The organism is Klebsiella oxytoca (assembly GCF_009707385.1).
GTDB lineage: Bacteria > Pseudomonadota > Gammaproteobacteria > Enterobacterales > Enterobacteriaceae > Klebsiella > Klebsiella oxytoca_C.
This window is the reverse complement of the sequence record NZ_CP046115.1, coordinates 80,143-99,049: the sequence shown is the minus strand read 5'-3', so window position 1 is coordinate 99,049 and position 18,907 is coordinate 80,143. Positions and strand designations below refer to the sequence as shown.

Here is an 18,907-nt window from a genome sequence, read left to right as displayed (position 1 = left end):
CTTATCCGGCACCGCATTTAATGTGGCTCACGGAGCGGTAACCTGAGCCAGTTACTCATCGGTCATTGCTTTTAATATCACCCCGTAAACAGCTGATATTTATTTTTATCCTCATCGGTGATTTCTCTTAATACCCGGCAAGGCACTCCTGCGGCCACCACATTCGCCGGTATAGAACGGTTTACCACGCTTCCGGCGCCAATCACCGAGTTTTTCCCGATGGTGACGCCAGGGTTGATAATCACCCCCGTCCCCAGCCAGACGCCGTCTTCAATAACCACCGGTAGAGAGAACTGCTGCTGCGTATGGCGCAGATCCGGATGTATCGGGTGACCGGCGGTTGAAATCGTTACGTTGGGCGCAAACATCACGTTATCGCCAATAATAATCTCGGCATCATCGACCAGCGTCAGATTAAAGTTTGCGTAAAAATTATCGCCGATGGAGGTATGCGTTCCGTAGGCAATATTTATCGGTGGTTCTATCCAGCACTCTTTACCTACGCGGGCAAACATGCGCTGAATAATGTCGTTTCTTAATTCCTGATTAAATGGGTACGAGTGATTGTATTCATAGGCTCGCGCCTTGCCCATCAGCCGCTGCTGCGGTAAACCATACCCTGAATCAATATACAGCTCGCCGCTGTTCATTCTTGCTTTCATATCCATCATATAAACCGCTCCTGTCACGGTGAATAATTGCTCTGTTGGCTAAACCGTCATGGCGTTATCGCTAATATTTTCCGATTTTGCCTTACCCGATAAGGTAAAGGCGGATATTAGCGTGACGGCCAGCGCTATTCCGCCGAGGATCATATAGGTATCCTGGAAGCCGATTCGGTCATACATATTCCCGGCAAAAGCGGAGAGGAAGATCGCTGCCACCTGTTTGGAAAACTGGAAACCAACCAGATAAATCGTCGCCGACAGGCGGACATCAAACACGCCGGTAATATATTTAAATGCGCCGACCAGCAGGAACGGCACCTCCAGCGCGTGGAGCATTTTCAGGGCCACCACTTCCGCAGCCGTCGTGGCGAACGAAGAACCAACCATTCTTGCTGCCATCACCATCCCGGCAATCAGCAGCGTATTTTTCGCGCCGATGCGGTTAATAATCCACGGCGAGCTGAACATAATAATAGCGTTGCATATTTCCCCGGCGGTGGTCGCAAAACCAAAGGCGCGAGTCCCGGCTTCCGGCGTGGCAAAAAAGGTTTTAAAGAAGGTGGCAAACTGCTGATCGAAAACGTCATATACGCAGGCGACGCCAACCACGTACAGGATAAACATCCACATTTTGCGCTGGCGAAACATGCGTAAGGCGGTTTTTAAATCAACCGCGGAACGGTTAGCCCCCAGTGAATCCATCACCTGCGCGCTCTGGCTGGCCTGCGGTTTAGCGATAGCGACCAGCACGACCAGCACCAGCGCAGCGGCCGACCCCATCCAGAACACCCACTCGGGGTTCACGCTGAACAACATTCCCGCCGTTGTCGCGCACAGCGCCCAGCCGAGACAGCCAAACGTACGCGCCTTACCATACTCAAAACCGCTATTGCGGCTCACGCGTTCGATATAGGCTTCCATCGCCCCGGCTCCGGCGGAGAAAACAAAGCCAATGTAGGCCCCGCCGCTCAGCGCGCCAAGCCAGATATTGGTTTTCAGCAGCGGCGCAAAAACGTAGAGGAAAAAAGGCGCGATCAGCACCAGCAGCACGGTCACGATCCACATCAGATGCTTTTTTAGCCCGAGCTTATCGGAGATCACGCCCAGAATTGGCTGAAAACAGATGGCAAACAGCGACAGGCTGGAGAAAACAATGCCGGTCTCGGTTTTATTCAGGCCGATGACGTCCGATAGCCAGATTGGCAAAAACGGAAAGCAGGTGGCCATAATGAAAAAGTAGAGAAAAAAGAACAGCCCGAAAATCCAGAAATTGGGGTTGTTTTTATGGGTACAGACGGTCGGGTTCATGGTGTATTCCTCAATAAGGGCCGACGCGCGGCCCGTCGCCATCACACGCGTTGCAGGCCAATCAAAATAGCGCTTTCCGGATCGAGGATGGGCAGCGCCAGACCCGCCTGTTGCAGCCACTCGCCGCTGACGATCTGCGGCGTCGTCATCCATTCCGGCAGCTTACGCATCGTATGGCCGCCCTCTCCGGTAATCTGAATGTTCGGATGGTCAAGCAGCGTTATCTGATAGCGGGCTCCCGCTTCCAGCCCCGCCACGCGCAGCGGCGCCATCAGGGTGTAATCCGGCATCGCCAGCTGGCTGACGAGGAAAATTGCCCGGCTCTGGTCTTCGCTCACCACGCCGTGCGCGAGGGTTGTGGCGTCCGGCATATCAATACGCCACTGCACGCCGTGATGAATGACATCGCGCCACTGTTTATGCAGCGCCGCGTATTTGCGATAGCCCGCGCGTTCCTGCTCGTCGGCGCTCACCGGATCCAGCTCAAGCCCCATATGGCCGAACAGCGCCGTCAGGCCGCGAAACGCAATGCTGTGCTGGCGGAAAGTGGCGTGGCAGTGGCGATTGCCGATGTGCGCGCCCATCACTTCCGGCGGGAAGAAGTAGCTCATGCCGCGCTGAATGGTGTTGCGCTCCAGAGCATCGTTATTGTCGGAAGCCCAGAAGCGATGGCTGCGCTTCAGCACCTCATAGTCGATACGCCCGCCGCCGGAGGAGCAGGACTCAAATTCAATATGCGGGAAGCGGGCCACCAGCGTATCCAGCAGACGATAAAACTGACGGGTTTGCGCATCGGCGGCGGCTTTGCCGTTATGCCCTGGCTGCACCAGCTCGCGGTTCATATCCCACTTCACATAGTCCACGGCGTGCTCGCCCAGCAGCCAGCTCATCCGTTCCAGCAGATAATCAAAGGCTTCTGGAATATTCAGGTTCAGGACAAACTGATGACGCCCGGGAATCGGCGTGTAGCCCGGCAGCGCCAGCAGCCAGTCCGGATGCGCACGGTACAAATCGGAGTTTGGGTTAATCATCTCTGGCTCCACCCAGATGCCAAACTCCATCCCCAGCGACTTCACGTGGTCGATAACCGGGGTCAGGCCGTGGGGGTATTTGTTTTCATCGAGATACCAGTCGCCGAGCGCCGCCCAGTCGTCGTTGCGCCCTTTAAACCAGCCGTCATCAATGATAAAGCGCTCAACTCCCAGCGCCGCGGCCTCATCCGCCATGCGCATGATGTACAGCGGGTCGTGGTCGAAATAGATCCCTTCCCAGGTATTGAGATGCACCGGGCGCGGTTTGTTGTCCGGGAAGCGAATGATCTGTTCGCGCAGATAGCGGTGGAACTGCTGGCTCATGCCGTTCAGCCCTTGCGCTGAATAGCTGGCGTAGAGGTTCGGCGTCCACAGCGTTTCGCCTTCCGCCAGCGCCATTTCGCCCGCCAGATAGAGCGCTTCCGCCTGCAGGTAGCGGCGACCGTCGGTTTTCACCTCCGCCCGCAGACGATGGTTACCGCTCCAGCCGAGATGCACGCCCCACACTTCGCCCTGCATTTCGCTAAAGGCTTTACTACCGGTGATCAGCGCCGGGAAATGCTCGTGAGAAGTTCTTCCGCGGCGGTTTTCCAGTACAAAGCTGTCATGCTCAAGTACCAGTCGGTGAGGCTGGAATTCACGGATCCAGCGGCCATGAAAGGCCATCACTTCGCGGGCGCGCTCGGCAATCGGGAGCGTGACGGCCAGACGCTCCACCTGCCACAGCTGCGCGCGCAGGTTAGTCAGGCCATGGCGAACGCTCAGCACGCCGCTACTATCAAGCTGGATTTCACTGCATAACCGCAGGCCTGCCTGCGCGTCTTCACTGATGATGGTTAAATTCTGCCCATCCTGTACCACCTCGGTGGTGGTGAACATCGGCGAAGCGTCCAGCCCCTGGCGGTGGCCTTCGATGCCCGGCGCACCAAACAGACCGTGACCCAGTTCAGCCATTAAGGTCACCGGTGAATCCACATCAAGGCGACCATTGGCCACCGGACGGGCGATACTGGCCGCATCCTGCGGCGAAAAATGGCTTAAATGCGGCCCCCAGTAGATAATTTCGGCGAACGGATGGGTTTTTATCACCACATCAGCCGCTGCGCTTTGCAGACGTAAAATAGAATCAGACATCAGGCATCTCCATAACAAGGAATGCCTTACTGTTGATCCGAAACGTTTCGGAAGCCAACCAAAACGTTTCGGATACGTGATCGAGTTCAGGAAATTAATCTGATTAAAAGGGAATCAGGCGGTTTCGCCGGGGATGAATTCCGGCTGCCAGAGTACCTGGAGAGAGGCAAGATCGTCGCCGGCGATTAAGCGGCGAACCATACTGGCTATCTGGTGGCCAACGCCCTGCCGGGTGGATTGAATCACCGCACCGACCGGGGTTTCAATGATGCTGTCCTGCGGCAAGCCGTCGTAAACCACCAGCGAAACGCGATTTTCGCCGGTAAGTCGTCCGAGCTGGGCCAGCGCCATCGCCGCGCCGTCGCCATGGGTGTTGCAATCGGTGACTATGGCCGTGGGCGGTTCGGGCAAACGCAGCAGCTCCATCGTCGCATGAAACCCAGCGCGACGGGTTGGTGACACGCTGCGCAGCCAGGTTTCCGCCAGGCCCGCTTCGCGCAGCGCCTCCAGGTAACCGTTGCGGCGCTGGGTAATAAAAGCCTGATTGTTATTTTCGCTCAGCAGAGCGATACGCCGGTGACCCTGGCTAATCAGATGACGGGTGGCGCGGTACGTCCCGGCCTGGTTATCGAAATCAAACCAGGCGTAGGGTTGCGGCAGACGGCTACGGCCGAGGGCAAGAAACGGGAAACCGGAGGAGAGTAGCTGGATCAGGCGCGGGTCGTCGTCGAGGGTGTGCGCAACGATCAGCGCATCGACGCGTCGGCTCTGCACCATACGCATATAGCCGTGCTTGTCGGACTGTTCATCATCGGCAATCAGGAGTAAATCAATCTCATAGCGCGCCAGCTCATGGCTGATTTCGCCCACCATCTCCAGAAAGACGTTGTTATTCAGCGGCGCGGGACGCACGGGAAACACCAGACCAACGGCGTCAATTTTGCCCATTTTCAGGCGACGGGCGAAAGTGTTTGGCCGGTACCCGCGACGCTGCGCTTCAGCCTCCACGCGGGCGCGCGTCTCCTGCGACACATCGTCATAGCCGTTTAACGCGCGGCTGACGGTAGTGACCGAGATCCCAAGTTCTTTAGCAATGGCTTTCAGCGACATAAGTATCTCTGTCTTCGCGGGAAATTGCGGTTAGTGTCCCGCAATACGGCCATGGCGTCCAGCTTACCGCCATCACTGATTCTGCTCGGCGACCAGCAGCGCCTGGGTGTCCGGCTCCAGCGCCTGGAAAACGTGCTCCCGATCGGCGGGATAGCAGATGTAATCCCCCTCCCCCAGCTCTTCCGGCGCCTCCGTCAGGCCGACCCGCGCGCGTCCCTGGGTGATAATAATATGCTCTACCGAGCCCGGCGGATGAGGGTGAGAAATGCGGTCAGCTCCCGGCTGGGTCAGCAGTAGATAGATGTCGCGCCTTGCGCCCGGCGGACAGGCAGCCAGTAAAATCGCCTGATAGTTTGCCTGCTCGGCCACCACTTTCGTCCCTTCGCCGCGGCGGATCACCTGGGTGGTATTCACCTGCGGCTCCAGCAGTCGGGCAAAAGGAATATCGAGGGCCACGCAAAGCGCCCAGAGCGTTTCCAGACTCGGGTTACCGTTGCCGGACTCCAGCTGCGATAACGTTGACTTGGCGATCCCCGCTCGCCGCGCAACTTCAGCGAGAGACAGTCCGGTACGCGCGCGTTCGCGCACCAGACTTTTGGCAATCAGGCTAATTGGCTGAGTCATACAGCGCTCCATGTTTTTTATAACGAACGATTCGTTCGCCTTGAAATGCGATTCTGTTGCGTTCATTATAATGAAAATTCGTTCGATATGGCTAAAGAGTATGAAAAATCACTTCGCCAGTCTTAAAGGCGACACCATCAAAGCAATTTTTCTGGTCTGCCTCGCGGTAGGCATCGTCGGGATGTCCTATGGCTCGCTGGCCATCGCTTACGGCTTCCCAATTTGGGTGCCCTTTGTGCTTTCGGTCAGCGTCCTGGCGGGCGCTTCGGAGTTTATGTTTATCGGCATTGTCGCCAGCGGCGGTAATCCATTGGCGGCCGCGGCGGCCGGTTTGCTGGTCAACGCACGCCATATTCCCTTCGGCGTGACGGTTCGTGACCTGGTTGGTCAGCGCGCCGCCAGCTTCCTCGGCTGCCACATTATGAACGATGAAAGCGTGGTATTTGGCCTGTCGCAGAAACCCCCCGAGCAGCGCCGGGCGGCCTACTGGCTGTGCGGCCTGGGCGTGGCGCTGATCTGGCCTTTGGGAGCGCTATTGGGCGCAGGCGTCGGCAAACTGCTCCCGGCACCGGAGACTATCGGCCTTGATGCGGTTTTCCCGGCGATTTTACTGGCTTTGGTTATACCGGCATTTAAAAACCGCACCACGCTTATCCGCGCCTGTAGCGGAGCGGCGCTATCGCTGGCCGCCGTGCCTTTTACGCCGGTTGGCCTGCCGGTTTTACTGTCGCTGTTTGGCCTGCTGACGAGGAAAAAATAATGGGCAATATGACGCTTTTTATCGCCGGTATCGCGATTCTGTCGCTGGGGACCTACCTGATGCGTTTAGGCGGGGCGAAGTTGGGAAATCGGCTGGCGTTTTCCGAGCGTTCTCAGGCGCTGCTTTCGGATGCGGCGACAGTGCTACTTTTTGCCGTGGCGCTGGCGACCACCTTTTATGAAGGCGAGAGCTTTGCCGGCATGGCCCGAGTCGTGGGCGTTGGCTTCGCGGTATTCCTCGCCTGGCGTAAAATGCCGCTGATCGTGGTGATTATCGCTGCCGCCGTGGTAACGGCGCTGCTGCGGATGGCGGGGATACGCTAAAAGCGCCCCTAAGGCGCTCTTTCGACAGTATCTTTTAAGCTTATTTATTCAGTTCCGCGGTCATGTGTACGCGGTTACCGGTAAAGGCTTCGGTAATTTTATAGGAAGATGCGCCAGCAGCCTCGGCCTGAGCGGCGATTTTCGCTTCTGCACCGTCCATCGTTGTTGCGGTAGCGGTGACAGTTTCGGCAGCGAAAGAACCAAAAGAAGCGGCCAGAGCGATAACTGCAACAAAAGTTTTGATGCTTTTCATGATATAAACCCTTTACGTTAGTTGTTTTGATAAGGCGCCGTGCCTTGATGTGATAAATAATAGCCCTCACATCGCCAAACAAAAAGCGGAAGGATTTGTTGTCATCATTCAAAAAAATTGACTTAAATTTAACCGGCAATTAACCGCTGCGGATGCGTATAGATGGTCGCCCTGCCCGGCTTGCAGAATCCCACCAGCGTCAGGTTGCAGCGCTCGGCAACTTCCACCGCCAGCGTGGTCGCGGCAGAGACCGCAAACAAAATTTCCACCCCGCACATGGCTGCCTTTTGCACCATTTCATAGCTGGCGCGGCTGGAAACTAACACCGCGCCATTTAGCCAAGCGGCTTCAGATTCCGCGCGCTGTCCGAGGAGCTTATCCAGCGCTACGTGACGGCCAACGTCTTCGTGGCCACCCGCAAGCTCGCCGGAAAGCTTTATCCATGCCGCAGCGTGGGTACAGCCGGTAAGCCTGCCAATCGGCTGGAAATCATGCAAGTGCGCCAGCGCGCGATCGAGATTCGCCAGCTCGAACGTTTGGGTAAAAGGCAACGGCTGCACGGGTTTACCAACATCATTGAGCTGCTCTACGCCGCAAACGCCGCAGCCGGTGCGCCCGGCCAGCGCGCGACGGCGCTCTTTCAGACCCATAAAGCGGCGGCTGGACAGTTCGATTTGCACTTCCAGACCGTTACAGGCCTGAACGATATCTATGCCATAAATCTCGCTTCGGTTTTCTATAATCCCTTCGGATAAGGAAAACCCCACCGCAAACTGCGCTAAATCCTTCGGCGTCGCCATCATCACCACGTGCGAGATACCGTTATAGACCAGGGCAACGGGTACCTCTTCAGCTAACTCGTCTGGTTGAGGATGTTGCAAATTTTCACGTTTCCACAGCAATACCTGGCGGCAACCTGTGATATTCGTCACATTTTCGATTTGTTGAAGAGGCTTCTTGTTCACTTTGTCTTAACCGTATTGGAACAGGCATACACACAATGTGGTATTCTGTTTAAATCCCTCCGGGAACGAGGGAAATTATCCCTGATTCTGAACCTTTGCGGCCCTTACCGCAAAGTAAAAAACTATATGTGACAATGTCGAAACAAGGAGCGAACCATGCAGGTCAGCAGAAGGCAGTTCTTTAAGATCTGCGCTGGCGGTATGGCAGGAACCACGGCAGCGGCGCTGGGCTTTGCGCCCGGTTTAGCGCTCGCGGAAACACGGCAGTACAAGCTACTGCGCACCCGCGAAACCCGTAACACCTGCACTTACTGTTCCGTCGGCTGTGGGCTATTGATGTACAGCCTCGGCGACGGCGCGAAAAACGCCAAAGCGTCTATCTTCCATATCGAAGGTGACCCGGACCATCCGGTCAACCGTGGTGCGCTCTGCCCGAAAGGGGCCGGTCTGGTGGACTTTATCCATTCCGAAAGCCGCCTGAAGTTTCCAGAATATCGCGCACCAGGTTCCGATAAATGGCAGCAAATCAGCTGGGACGAAGCGTTTGACCGCATCGCTAAGCTGATGAAAGAGGACCGCGACGCTAACTTTGTCGCACAAAATAGCGAAGGCATCACCGTTAACCGTTGGCTGACAACCGGTATGCTATGCGCCTCCGCATCCAGTAACGAAACCGGTTATTTAACCCAGAAATTTACCCGCGCGCTCGGTATGCTCGCGGTCGACAACCAGGCACGCGTCTGACACGGACCAACGGTAGCAAGTCTTGCTCCAACATTTGGTCGCGGTGCGATGACCAACCACTGGGTCGACATCAAGAACGCCAATCTCGTCGTGGTGATGGGCGGCAACGCCGCTGAAGCTCACCCGGTTGGATTCCGCTGGGCGATGGAAGCCAAAATTCACAACGGCGCGAAGCTGATTGTGATCGATCCGCGTTTTACGCGTACCGCGGCGGTGGCTGATTTCTATACCCCAATTCGTTCTGGTACTGACATCACCTTCTTGTCAGGCGTCATCCTGTACCTGTTGAACAATGAAAAAATTAACCGTGAATACACTGAAGCCTATACCAACGCCAGCCTGATCGTGCGTGAAGATTATAGCTTTGAAGACGGTCTGTTCAGCGGCTACGATGCGGAAGCCCGCAAGTACGACAAAACATCCTGGAACTATGAGCTGGATGAGAACGGCTTTGCTAAACGCGATACCACGCTGCAGCACCCGCGCTGCGTCTGGAATTTACTGAAGCAGCACGTTTCCCGCTACACTCCAGAAGTAGTCGAAAATATCTGCGGAACGCCAAAAGCCGACTTCCTTAAAGTCTGCGAGTACATCGCTGAAACCAGCGCGCATGATAAAACCGCGTCGTTCCTGTACGCGTTAGGCTGGACGCAGCACTCCATCGGCGCGCAGAACATCCGTACCATGGCGATGATCCAGCTGCTGCTCGGTAATATGGGGATGGCAGGCGGCGGCGTAAACGCCCTGCGCGGTCACTCCAATATCCAGGGTCTCACCGACTTAGGACTGCTGTCGCAGAGCCTGCCTGGCTATATGACGCTGCCGAACGAGAAGCAGACCGACCTGCAAACCTACCTCGCCGCCAACACGCCGAAACCGCTGTTGAAGGACCAGGTAAACTACTGGGGTAACTACCCGAAATTCTTCGTCTCTATGATGAAGGCCTTCTTTGGCGATAAAGCAACGGCGGAAAACAGCTGGGGCTTTGACTGGCTGCCGAAGTGGGATAAAGGTTACGACGTTCTGCAGTACTTCGAAATGATGAACGAGGGCAAAGTGAATGGCTACATCTGCCAGGGCTTTAACCCGGTGGCCTCATTCCCGAATAAAAATAAGGTTGTCGCGTCGCTGTCAAAACTGAAGTTCCTGGTGACTATCGACCCGCTCAACACCGAGACGTCCACCTTCTGGCAAAACCACGGTGAGTCGAACGACGTCGATCCGTCGAAAATCCAGACCGAAGTCTTCCGTCTGCCGTCTACCTGCTTCGCTGAAGAAAACGGCTCTATCGTCAACTCCGGTCGCTGGCTGCAGTGGCACTGGAAAGGCGCGGACGCCCCGGGAATGGCGACCACCGATGGTGAGATCCTCGCCGGTATCTTCTTACGCCTGCGTAAGATGTACGCCGAACAAGGGGGCCCAACGCCGGAGCCGGTGCTGAACATGACGTGGAACTACTCCACTCCGCATGAACCAGCGTCGGAAGAAATCGCCATGGAGAGCAACGGTAAAGCGCTGGCAGACATTATCGACCCGGCAACCGGTGCGGTGATCGTCAAGAAAGGCCAACAGCTCAGCTCGTTCGCGCAGCTGCGCGATGACGGTACGACGTCCAGCGGCTGCTGGATCTTCGCCGGTAGCTGGACGCAGGAAGGCAACCAGATGGCGCGTCGCGACAACGCCGACCCGTCCGGCCTTGGCAATACGCTGGGTTGGGCATGGGCGTGGCCGCTTAACCGCCGCATCCTGTATAACCGCGCCTCCGCGGACCTGCAGGGTAAACCGTGGGATCCGAAGCGCCAGCTCCTGAAGTGGGACGGTGCGAAATGGGGCGGTGTGGATATTGCGGACTACAGCGCCGCCGCGCCGGGTACCGATGTCGGGCCGTTTATCATGCAGCCGGAAGGGATGGGTCGTCTGTTCGCTATCGACAAGATGGCCGAAGGGCCGTTCCCGGAACACTACGAGCCGTTTGAAACGCCGCTGGGTACTAACCCGCTGCACCCGAACGTGATCTCTAACCCGGCCGCTCGCGTGTTTAAAAGCGACCTTGAGCAGATGGGTAAAGCGGAGAAATTCCCTTACGTCGGCACCACTTACCGTCTGACCGAGCACTTCCACTACTGGACCAAGCACGCGCTGCTTAACGCCATCTCGCAGCCGGAACAGTTCGTGGAGATCGGCGAGAAGCTAGCGAACAAGCTCGGCATCGCCCACGGCGATACCGTGAAGGTCTCCTCTAACCGCGGCTATATCAAAGCCAAGGCGGTGGTGACCAAGCGAATTCGCACGCTGAAGGCGGACGGCAAGGATATCGATACTATCGGTATACCGATTCACTGGGGCTACGAAGGCGTGGCGAAGAAAGGTTTTATCGCCAATACCCTGACGCCGTTTGTTGGTGATGCGAACACGCAGACGCCTGAGTTCAAGGCTTTCCTCGTGAACGTGGAAAAGGCGTAACGGAGACGAATTATGGCTTATCAATCGCAAGACATTATCCGTCGTTCCGCGACTAACGGCTTCACCCCCGCGCCCCGTGCGCGGGATCACCAGGAAGAGGTGGCGAAGCTTATCGACGTCACCACCTGTATCGGCTGTAAAGCCTGTCAGGTGGCCTGTTCCGAGTGGAACGACATCCGGGATGAAGTTGGTCACAACGTCGGGGTTTACGATAACCCCGCCGACCTGACCGCCAAATCCTGGACCGTGATGCGCTTCTCGGAAGTGGAGCAGAACGACAAACTGGAGTGGCTAATCCGTAAGGATGGCTGTATGCACTGCGCCGATCCGGGCTGCCTGAAGGCTTGCCCGGCAGAAGGGGCAATCATTCAGTATGCCAACGGTATCGTCGACTTCCAGTCCGAGCAGTGCATCGGCTGCGGCTACTGCATCGCCGGCTGCCCGTTCAACGTGCCGCGCCTGAACCCGGAAGATAACCGCGTCTACAAATGTACGCTGTGCGTCGACCGCGTTACCGTTGGTCAGGAACCGGCCTGCGTGAAAACCTGTCCGACCGGCGCTATCCACTTTGGCTCCAAAGAGGAGATGAAAACGCTGGCAGGCGAGCGCGTGGCTGAGCTGAAAACCCGCGGCTACGACAACGCCGGGCTGTACGATCCGGCCGGCGTTGGCGGTACGCACGTGATGTATGTGCTGCACCACGCCGACAAGCCGAATCTGTACCACGGCCTGCCGGAGAACCCGGAAATCAGCGCTACGGTTAAGTTCTGGAAAGGTATCTGGAAACCGCTGGCTGCGGTCGGTTTTGCGGCCACCTTCGCCGCCAGCATCTTCCACTACGTCGGCGTCGGTCCGAACCGCGCGGAAGAGGAAGAGGACAATCTGGATGAAGAGAAAGACGAGGTGCGCAAATGAAAAGACGTGACACCATCGTGCGCTACACGGCGCCGGAACGCATCAACCACTGGGTCACCGCCTTCTGCTTCATTCTGGCGGCGGTGAGCGGGCTGGGCTTTTTCTTCCCGTCCTTCAACTGGCTGATGCAAATCATGGGCACCCCGCAGCTGGCGCGTATTCTGCACCCGTTTGTGGGCGTGATCATGTTTGCTTCGTTCATCATCATGTTCTTCCGTTACTGGCACCACAACCTGATCAACCGGGACGATATTTTCTGGGCGAAGAATATTCGCAAGATTGTCGTCAACGAGGAGGTGGGTGACACCGGGCGCTATAACTTCGGCCAGAAATGCGTGTTCTGGGCGGCGATTATCTTCCTGGTGCTGCTGCTGGTGAGCGGAGTGATTATCTGGCGTCCGTACTTTGCGCCGTCGTTCTCTATCCCGGTCATTCGCTTCGCGCTGATGCTGCACTCGTTCGCAGCGGTCGCGCTGATCGTGGTTATCATGGTGCATATTTACGCCGCGCTGTGGGTAAAAGGCACGATTACCGCGATGGTGGAAGGCTGGGTCACGAAGACGTGGGCGAAGAAGCATCACCCGCGCTGGTATCGTGAAGTCCGCGAAAAGCAGGATAAGCGCCAGTCGTAGGCCCGAGCGCTTTGTAGTCTCTAAAATGGCGTCGTATATCGACGCCATTTTTTTAGCTAATGCCGTTCGATTTTGACAACTTTTTGACAACTTTATACAGATAACAGACCAACCGAAGTTCAGGCGGCATAAGAATGGAGTCGATTCTTTTGACAAGGAGACGTATCGTGAATCTGAAACACCTCTTCGCAGCCCTGGCTCTGCTTGCGACAACCGCAGGCGCACAGCAGCCTGTACCAAAAGTCGCCATCAAATCTGAACTGGCCTCCCCTGTAGTACTGGAAAATACGCAGGACAAAAACTATCTCAAAGTGTCGCTGACGGGGTTCCCCCTGAGCGCCACCAAACGCAGCCCCATCAATCTTGCGCTGGTTATCGACCGTTCAGGTTCGATGAGCGGTGACCGTATTAAGCAGGCCACCGAAGCCGCCGTGATGGCGGTAAATACCCTAAGCTCCGGGGATACGCTCTCGGTGGTGATTTACGACAACGTAGTGGATGTCATCGTGCCGGCGGCGAAACTCGGCAATAATAAAGAGAAACTCATCAGCCAGATCCGCGAACGGTTAACCGCCCGCGGCGGTACAGCGCTATTTGCAGGCGTCAGCGGGGGTATTAAAGAAGCCAGTAAATATCTCGATAAAGCCCATGTTAACCGCATTATTCTGCTCTCTGACGGTCAGGCAAATGTTGGTCCGTCATCTACCAGCGAGCTGGCGGAACTGGGTAAAATTGCCGCCAGAAAAGGTATTGCCATCACCACAATGGGAATTGGCAACGGCTACAACGAGGATTTAATGGCCGCCATTGCGCAATACAGCGATGGCAACCACGTTTTCGTGCAAAATACGGCCGATCTGGAAAAAGCTTTCACCCACGAATTTGGCGATGTGATGTCAGTTGTCGCCCAGGATGTGGTGGTAGAGATCAAAGTGGCCGATAACGTTAAGCCGCTGCGCCTGTTAGGGCGAGAGGGTGATATTCACGATAATACGGTTACCGTGAAACTGAATCAGCTTTACGCCAACCAGGAAAAATATGTCATGCTGGAAATTCTCCCGGCAAAAGGCAAAGCCGCGCAAAGCCAACCTCTGGCTGATGTTAATGTCCGCTACGATAACCTCGCTACCCGGCAGAAAGATCGCTGGGATGAAAAAATGGCGATTCAATACACCGCCTCCGCCAGCGAAGCGCAGAAAGCGCAGGTGGAAGAGGTGGTGGTCGATTCGGCAATTCAGAAATCAGCAATTGAAAACGAAAGAGCTTTGAAGCTTATCGACGAAGGCAAGATGGATGAAGCGAAAGCGGTGCTGCGTGAAAACTCGGCTGCTCTGAGCGCCCTTCCACTCAACGCGCCAGCGCCAAGAATGAAAGCGCAGGAAAGTGCAGAAGAGAACCGCCAGCTGCTGCAAAAGCTGGAAACGGAAAGTAAAGAAGACTCACGTAAGTCACTGAAAGAACAGAACTACCGAACCAAATATCAGAGTTCGAAATCGTACTAATCCACAAGGAGTGCTGGATGCTCAGAAGCAAGCTAATTTACCTCATCGTTACGCTGATGTTTTTTATTCTGCTTGCTTATCTGGGTATTCGCACTCTGGAGCATGAAGTTCTTTTGCGGCAGTACCAGACGCAGACGCTGGCCAAAGCCCAGACTACCAGCATTGTTGCGAACATCGAGAACCTCCTGCAACAAAAGGCCTCGCGTCTGCACACCATCAGCGATTTTATCGAACCTGATGATGCCGCCACTCTGCGCACTCTCAAAGAGAATGACAGCGATATTGCCGCGGTATTCACGCTACGTAAAAACCAGCTTCTTTACCCTGACGAGCGCCAGTCATTAAGCAATGAGGATAAAGAGTGGGTACGGCAGCTAACCTCACTGGTTAACGATCCCAGCCAGCTAGCCAGTCATATAACCCACGGCGAACAGGAAACGCCGCAGTCCGGTTGGTTTATCGCTAACGAAACCCAAGAGCCGCTGCTGATCTACTGGCGAAAAAAAGGCAGCACCATCGTTGGCTTTCGCCTCTCTTATGTACAGTTGATGATGGAAATAGCGAATAACGTTCAGGCTCCCCCACAAGAGCAGCAGATCGTACGGGTCACTGAAAACGGCCGCCAGCTTTATCAGAACGAAATAGCAGATCTGAACCAGCTGGAGCTGCTTGACTCACGTACCCTGGATTACCCGCTAACCACATGGCAGGTCAGCGTTTATGGAGTCAGTACGCCGCTTTTGCACGTCTGGCTATGGGGTAGCTTGTTAATTGTGCTGTTGCTGGCGGCAGTCGCTCTGCTCGGCTATTCGCTGTGGCGGGAGTATACGCGCGCCGCACGCCAGGCGCGCCAGCAGGTAGATTTTGTTAGTCAGGTCTCACATGAACTGAAAACGCCGCTGACAAACATTACGCTGTATGCTGAACTGCTGCGCGAAGGTCTGGATGACGAACAAACCCAGGAACAGCGGTATCTGGACGTCATCACCCAGGAAGGCCAGCGTTTAACCCGGCTCATCCAGAACATCCTGAGCTTTACGCGCGCACCGAAACTGCATCTCCAGCAGGTAGATATTTCGCGCCTTCTTACGGAGATTGCCCACATTTTTACCCCCGCGTTACAAACAAAGGGGATGAAAATTCAAATTACTTGTCCTGAAAATGTCATAGTGTGCAGCGATCGCGACATTATCACGCAAATTATCAGCAATTTTTTGAGCAATGCTGAAAAATACGCGCTGAAGAGCCATCAGGTTGATATCCTGGTAAAAACAACTGCGGAACAGATTGAGATCGCCGTCCGTGATTATGGCCCAGGCATTGCGGAGAAAGAGATGAAAATGATTTTCCAGCCGTTTTATCGGGTTAAGTCATCCATCACAGAAGGCGTTTCGGGAACCGGTATTGGGCTGACGATAGCCTGTCAGCTGGCCCAGCGCCTGCAAGGACAAATTCTCGTGACGGCGGAAAATCCCGGCGTGCGTTTTACCCTGATACTGCCTCAAGGATGAGAATATGAAAATATTGCTTGCTGAAGATGACGTTAATATTCGTCAGGGCCTGGTCGACGCGCTATCGCGTGAAGGCTATACGCTGATTGCTGCTTCCGACGGTCGCGCGGCGCTGACGCTCTATCACCGCGAAATGCCGGACTTCGTTCTGCTGGACATCATGATGCCCGAAATGGATGGCTACAGCGTTTGTCGCGAAATTCGTCGTCACAATGAACATATCCCGATTGTCTTTCTCTCCGCGAAAGATGAAGAAATCGACCGTGTTGTTGGCCTGGAGCTGGGCGCAGATGACTACATCAGCAAGCCTTTTGGCATTCACGAATTACGGGCGAGGATTAAAACCATCGCCCGGCGCTGCTTAAGCCGCAATGCGCCGCAGAGGCTTAGTTTTCCCTTCGGCGATTTAACGGTATTTCCCAACGAGCTATGCGCGTGCCGCGGCGAGCAGAAGCTGGAGCTCTCTCTGCGAGAAGTACGAATATTAAGCTGCCTTGAGCATCATAAAAATCAGGTGGTTACCCGAGATATGCTTTTTGACGCCGCCTGGGGCTACGACTATGTTCCCAATAGCCGCACGCTGGATCAGCACATCTCACGGTTGCGAAAAGTCATCGAGCAGGATGCAAACCACCCCCAACTAATCCGAACGGTGCATGGTCTGGGATATCGATATCAGGTATCGTAACGCACACATTGCGATGTCTTAGGTATATCCCGTATGCCGATTGCGGTTATCATTAATGACATTCACCAGAGTGGGCGCATGATGCCCGCCAAATCACAAAGCGGACGCGACCACAGCCGAATCTGCTGAAACAGGAAGTGACAGAATGAGCATTCGTATCATCCCGCAAGATGAGCTGGAAAAGAGCGAGAAACGTGCGACGGATATGATCCCGCCGTTGTTATTCCCCCGGCTCAAAAATTTATACAACCGTCGTGCCGAACGCCTGCGCGAACTGGCTGAAAATAACCCGTTAGGTGATTACCTGCGCTTTGCTGCGCTTATCGCCCACGCGCAGGAGGTCGTGCTGTACGATCATCCTCTGCAGATAGATCTGACCGCGCGCATTAAAGAAGCGAACGAACAGGGTAAACCACCGCTGGATATCCACGTTTTGCCGCGCGATAAGCACTGGCATAAGCTGCTGCATTCGCTGATTGCCGAGCTGAAGCCAGAAATGAGCGGCCCGGCGCTGGCGGTCATTGAGAATCTGGAAAAAGCGTCAGAGCAGGAGCTGGAGCTGATGGCAAGCGCGCTATTTGAGTCAGATTTCGCGTCCGTCAGCAGCGATAAAGCGCCGTTTATCTGGGCCGCGCTCTCGCTTTACTGGGCGCAGATGGCCAGCCTGATTCCGGGTAAAGCCCGAGCTGAATATGGTGAACAGCGTCAGTTCTGCCCGGTTTGCGGCTCAATGCCGGTCTCCAGTATCGTGCAAATTGGTACGACTCAGGGTCTGCGCTATCTGCACTGCAACCTGTGCGAAACCGAGTGGCACGTAGTGCGCGTAAAATGCAGCAACTGCGAACAAACTCGCGATCTACACTACTGGTCCTTAGATAACGAACAGTCAGCTATTAAAGCCGAAAGCTGTGGTGACTGCGGTACCTACCTGAAAATTCTCTATCAGGAAAAAGACCCAAAAGTAGAAGCCGTGGCCGACGACCTCGCCTCACTGGTGCTGGACGCACGGATGGAACAGGAGGGCTTCGCCCGCAGCTCCATCAATCCGTTCCTGTTCCCGGGCGAAGGGGAGTAATTGTTGGTCTTAAGTCGGGTGGCCCCAGCTGCCCGGCTTACGCTGCCCACATCCATTCCTGCCATCATGTTCACTGAGACCTCCAGCAAAACATTGGCGGTTAATTTTCAAATAACATACCCCTGTAACAAACGGTGGAAAAGTGTCGTATGAAACGATTTTCACTTTTGCGAGCCGCTTTCCAGAATCCCTTTTCGATTTAAATCGCCCATTTTCTTTTGCCCACAACCAGGCTATAACACTGTATATCCAAACAGTTTAAGGGAATAAAAATGGCGCTAGAAAAGGGTATCGCAGAGCTGGTGCGAGAATTTATCAATGCAGGTCGCCCCTCATCGCGCGAACAGAATATTGATGACCGGAGAAACGGCTATATTGCCAGCGCAATTTTAGCTGGTGAACAAGAAAAGCGCGTTCAGGTAGAAGATATTGAGCTCGAAGGCATGCGTTTTCGCATTGTCTCCCCCCTTAACGTCGCAGGCACACTCCCTGCCGTTATCTATTTCCACGGCGGCTGCTTTATCAGCGGCGGTTTCGCCACTCATGACAACCAGCTCCGTCAGCTGGCGTACCACAGCGGATGTCGGGTTATCGCCGTGCAATACCGGCTGGCGCCAGAGCACGTTTATCCTGCCGCCCATGACGATGCGGAGAAAGGCACCCTGATTATTCACCACCACGCGAAGCGGTTAGGTATCGATACTTCGCGCATTACGCTAGCCGGCGACAGCGCCGGAGGACATCTGGCCCTGGTGACCGCCCTGCGGTTGAAAAAAGCTCAGGTATGGCAACCCGCACAGCTCGTCTTGATCTACCCGATGCTGGATGCCACCGCCAGCATGAAGAGCTATATCGATAACGGGCAAGATTACATCATCACCGAAGATACGCTACTCAGCGGCTATGAAATGTATCTGTCATCAACGGAACTCCATCACCCGGAAGCCAGCCCACTGTGGCGTAAAGACTTTAACAGTTTACCGCCGGTGCATATTCTGACTGCGGAATACGACCCTTTGCGTGACGAAGGAGAAGCGCTTTACCAGCGCATGCTTGAGCAGGGCGTTGACTGCACCTGTCAGCGCTATTTCGGGGTAATTCACGGCTTCTTTCAGTTGGGAGGCATTAGCGCAGCGGCAGACAGCGCGATGAGAGATATCGCCTGGCGGCTTCAATCGCCAGGCCAGTAGCCATGTATAAA

The 18,907-nt window shown here is 55.2% G+C and carries 17 protein-coding genes; 10 read left to right on the top strand and 7 right to left on the bottom strand.

Annotation, left to right across the window (positions count from 1 at the left end):
* Nucleotides 1–77 precede the first annotated feature (77 nt).
* The 5 genes from GJ746_RS00465 to GJ746_RS00445 all read right to left on the bottom strand — a co-directional run bounded on the left by GJ746_RS00465 (nt 78) and on the right by GJ746_RS00445 (nt 5,875).
* The gene (locus GJ746_RS00465; RefSeq protein ID WP_154678463.1) at nt 78–671 is read right to left on the bottom strand and encodes a DapH/DapD/GlmU-related protein; all 594 of its coding nucleotides are present in this window, start codon (nt 669–671) and stop codon (nt 78–80) included.
* 39 nt (nt 672–710) lie between these two features.
* A complete protein-coding gene (locus GJ746_RS00460) occupies nt 711–1,976 on the bottom strand; it encodes an MFS transporter (protein WP_154678462.1) in 1,266 nt (421 codons plus the stop codon).
* A gap of 41 nt (nt 1,977–2,017) precedes the next feature.
* Nucleotides 2,018–4,141, bottom strand: coding sequence for an alpha-galactosidase (locus GJ746_RS00455; RefSeq protein ID WP_154678461.1), 2,124 nt, complete (start codon nt 4,139–4,141; stop codon nt 2,018–2,020).
* 114 nt (nt 4,142–4,255) lie between these two features.
* Nucleotides 4,256–5,251, bottom strand: a complete 996-nt coding sequence (locus GJ746_RS00450; protein WP_154678460.1) for a substrate-binding domain-containing protein — start codon at nt 5,249–5,251, stop codon at nt 4,256–4,258.
* A 72-nt stretch (nt 5,252–5,323) separates the two neighbouring features.
* On the bottom strand, nt 5,324–5,875 hold the full coding sequence (locus GJ746_RS00445; protein ID WP_154678459.1) for a helix-turn-helix domain-containing protein: 552 nt from the start codon (nt 5,873–5,875) through the stop codon (nt 5,324–5,326).
* A gap of 100 nt (nt 5,876–5,975) precedes the next feature.
* On the opposite strand from GJ746_RS00445, the gene GJ746_RS00440 reads away from it, so the two are divergent.
* Both GJ746_RS00440 and GJ746_RS00435 read left to right on the top strand, forming a co-directional pair.
* On the top strand, nt 5,976–6,635 hold the full coding sequence (locus GJ746_RS00440) for an AzlC family ABC transporter permease (protein WP_154678458.1): 660 nt from the start codon (nt 5,976–5,978) through the stop codon (nt 6,633–6,635).
* Nucleotides 6,635–6,958 (top strand): AzlD domain-containing protein, encoded by a 324-nt coding sequence (locus GJ746_RS00435; RefSeq protein ID WP_154678457.1) that lies wholly within the window; start codon nt 6,635–6,637, stop codon nt 6,956–6,958. Before GJ746_RS00440 ends, GJ746_RS00435 begins: the two co-directional genes overlap by 1 nt.
* A gap of 40 nt (nt 6,959–6,998) precedes the next feature.
* Here GJ746_RS00435 and GJ746_RS00430 read toward each other — a convergent pair whose 3' ends face one another.
* On the bottom strand, nt 6,999–7,211 hold the full coding sequence (locus GJ746_RS00430) for a YdgH/BhsA/McbA-like domain containing protein (RefSeq protein WP_154678456.1): 213 nt from the start codon (nt 7,209–7,211) through the stop codon (nt 6,999–7,001).
* A 128-nt stretch (nt 7,212–7,339) separates the two neighbouring features.
* Nucleotides 7,340–8,176 carry a formate dehydrogenase accessory sulfurtransferase FdhD gene (gene fdhD, locus GJ746_RS00425; RefSeq protein WP_154678455.1) on the bottom strand — a complete coding sequence of 279 codons (837 nt, stop codon included), beginning with the start codon at nt 8,174–8,176 and terminating at the stop codon, nt 7,340–7,342.
* A 156-nt stretch (nt 8,177–8,332) separates the two neighbouring features.
* On the opposite strand from fdhD, the gene fdnG reads away from it, so the two are divergent.
* The 8 genes from fdnG to GJ746_RS00385 all read left to right on the top strand — a co-directional run bounded on the left by fdnG (nt 8,333) and on the right by GJ746_RS00385 (nt 18,896).
* A complete protein-coding gene (gene fdnG / locus GJ746_RS00420) occupies nt 8,333–11,383 on the top strand; it encodes a formate dehydrogenase-N subunit alpha (RefSeq protein ID WP_154678454.1) in 3,051 nt (1,016 codons plus the stop codon).
* Between the two features lie 12 nt (nt 11,384–11,395).
* Complete coding sequence (fdxH, locus tag GJ746_RS00415; protein WP_154678453.1) at nt 11,396–12,298, top strand: formate dehydrogenase subunit beta; 903 nt, start codon at nt 11,396–11,398, stop codon at nt 12,296–12,298.
* A complete protein-coding gene (gene fdoI, locus GJ746_RS00410; protein WP_154678452.1) occupies nt 12,295–12,930 on the top strand; it encodes a formate dehydrogenase cytochrome b556 subunit in 636 nt (211 codons plus the stop codon). The genes fdxH and fdoI overlap by 4 nt, the downstream gene beginning before the upstream one ends.
* A gap of 167 nt (nt 12,931–13,097) precedes the next feature.
* Nucleotides 13,098–14,432 (top strand): vWA domain-containing protein, encoded by a 1,335-nt coding sequence (locus GJ746_RS00405; RefSeq protein WP_154678451.1) that lies wholly within the window; start codon nt 13,098–13,100, stop codon nt 14,430–14,432.
* A gap of 17 nt (nt 14,433–14,449) precedes the next feature.
* Complete coding sequence (locus GJ746_RS00400) at nt 14,450–15,943, top strand: sensor histidine kinase (protein ID WP_154678450.1); 1,494 nt, start codon at nt 14,450–14,452, stop codon at nt 15,941–15,943.
* A gap of 4 nt (nt 15,944–15,947) precedes the next feature.
* A complete protein-coding gene (locus tag GJ746_RS00395; RefSeq protein ID WP_154678449.1) occupies nt 15,948–16,631 on the top strand; it encodes a response regulator transcription factor in 684 nt (227 codons plus the stop codon).
* Between the two features lie 145 nt (nt 16,632–16,776).
* On the top strand, nt 16,777–17,706 hold the full coding sequence (fdhE, locus tag GJ746_RS00390; protein WP_154678448.1) for a formate dehydrogenase accessory protein FdhE: 930 nt from the start codon (nt 16,777–16,779) through the stop codon (nt 17,704–17,706).
* Between the two features lie 272 nt (nt 17,707–17,978).
* Nucleotides 17,979–18,896: an alpha/beta hydrolase gene (locus tag GJ746_RS00385; protein ID WP_154678447.1), complete on the top strand. Its 918-nt coding sequence runs from the start codon at nt 17,979–17,981 to the stop codon at nt 18,894–18,896.
* The last annotated feature ends 11 nt before the right edge of the window (nt 18,897–18,907 follow it).

What these genes read in the sequence shown, in the direction of transcription:
- GJ746_RS00465 (WP_154678463.1), bottom strand. Translation starts at nt 671, where the DNA reads ATGATGGATATGAAAGCAAGAATGAACAGCGGCGAGCTGTATATTGAT.
- GJ746_RS00460 (WP_154678462.1), bottom strand. Translation starts at nt 1,976, where the DNA reads ATGAACCCGACCGTCTGTACCCATAAAAACAACCCCAATTTCTGGATT.
- GJ746_RS00455 (WP_154678461.1), bottom strand. Translation starts at nt 4,141, where the DNA reads ATGTCTGATTCTATTTTACGTCTGCAAAGCGCAGCGGCTGATGTGGTG.
- GJ746_RS00450 (WP_154678460.1), bottom strand. Translation starts at nt 5,251, where the DNA reads ATGTCGCTGAAAGCCATTGCTAAAGAACTTGGGATCTCGGTCACTACC.
- GJ746_RS00445 (WP_154678459.1), bottom strand. Translation starts at nt 5,875, where the DNA reads ATGACTCAGCCAATTAGCCTGATTGCCAAAAGTCTGGTGCGCGAACGC.
- GJ746_RS00440 (WP_154678458.1), top strand. Translation starts at nt 5,976, where the DNA reads ATGAAAAATCACTTCGCCAGTCTTAAAGGCGACACCATCAAAGCAATT.
- GJ746_RS00435 (WP_154678457.1), top strand. Translation starts at nt 6,635, where the DNA reads ATGGGCAATATGACGCTTTTTATCGCCGGTATCGCGATTCTGTCGCTG.
- GJ746_RS00430 (WP_154678456.1), bottom strand. Translation starts at nt 7,211, where the DNA reads ATGAAAAGCATCAAAACTTTTGTTGCAGTTATCGCTCTGGCCGCTTCT.
- fdxH (WP_154678453.1), top strand. Translation starts at nt 11,396, where the DNA reads ATGGCTTATCAATCGCAAGACATTATCCGTCGTTCCGCGACTAACGGC.
- fdoI (WP_154678452.1), top strand. Translation starts at nt 12,295, where the DNA reads ATGAAAAGACGTGACACCATCGTGCGCTACACGGCGCCGGAACGCATC.
- GJ746_RS00400 (WP_154678450.1), top strand. Translation starts at nt 14,450, where the DNA reads ATGCTCAGAAGCAAGCTAATTTACCTCATCGTTACGCTGATGTTTTTT.
- GJ746_RS00395 (WP_154678449.1), top strand. Translation starts at nt 15,948, where the DNA reads ATGAAAATATTGCTTGCTGAAGATGACGTTAATATTCGTCAGGGCCTG.
- fdhE (WP_154678448.1), top strand. Translation starts at nt 16,777, where the DNA reads ATGAGCATTCGTATCATCCCGCAAGATGAGCTGGAAAAGAGCGAGAAA.
- GJ746_RS00385 (WP_154678447.1), top strand. Translation starts at nt 17,979, where the DNA reads ATGGCGCTAGAAAAGGGTATCGCAGAGCTGGTGCGAGAATTTATCAAT.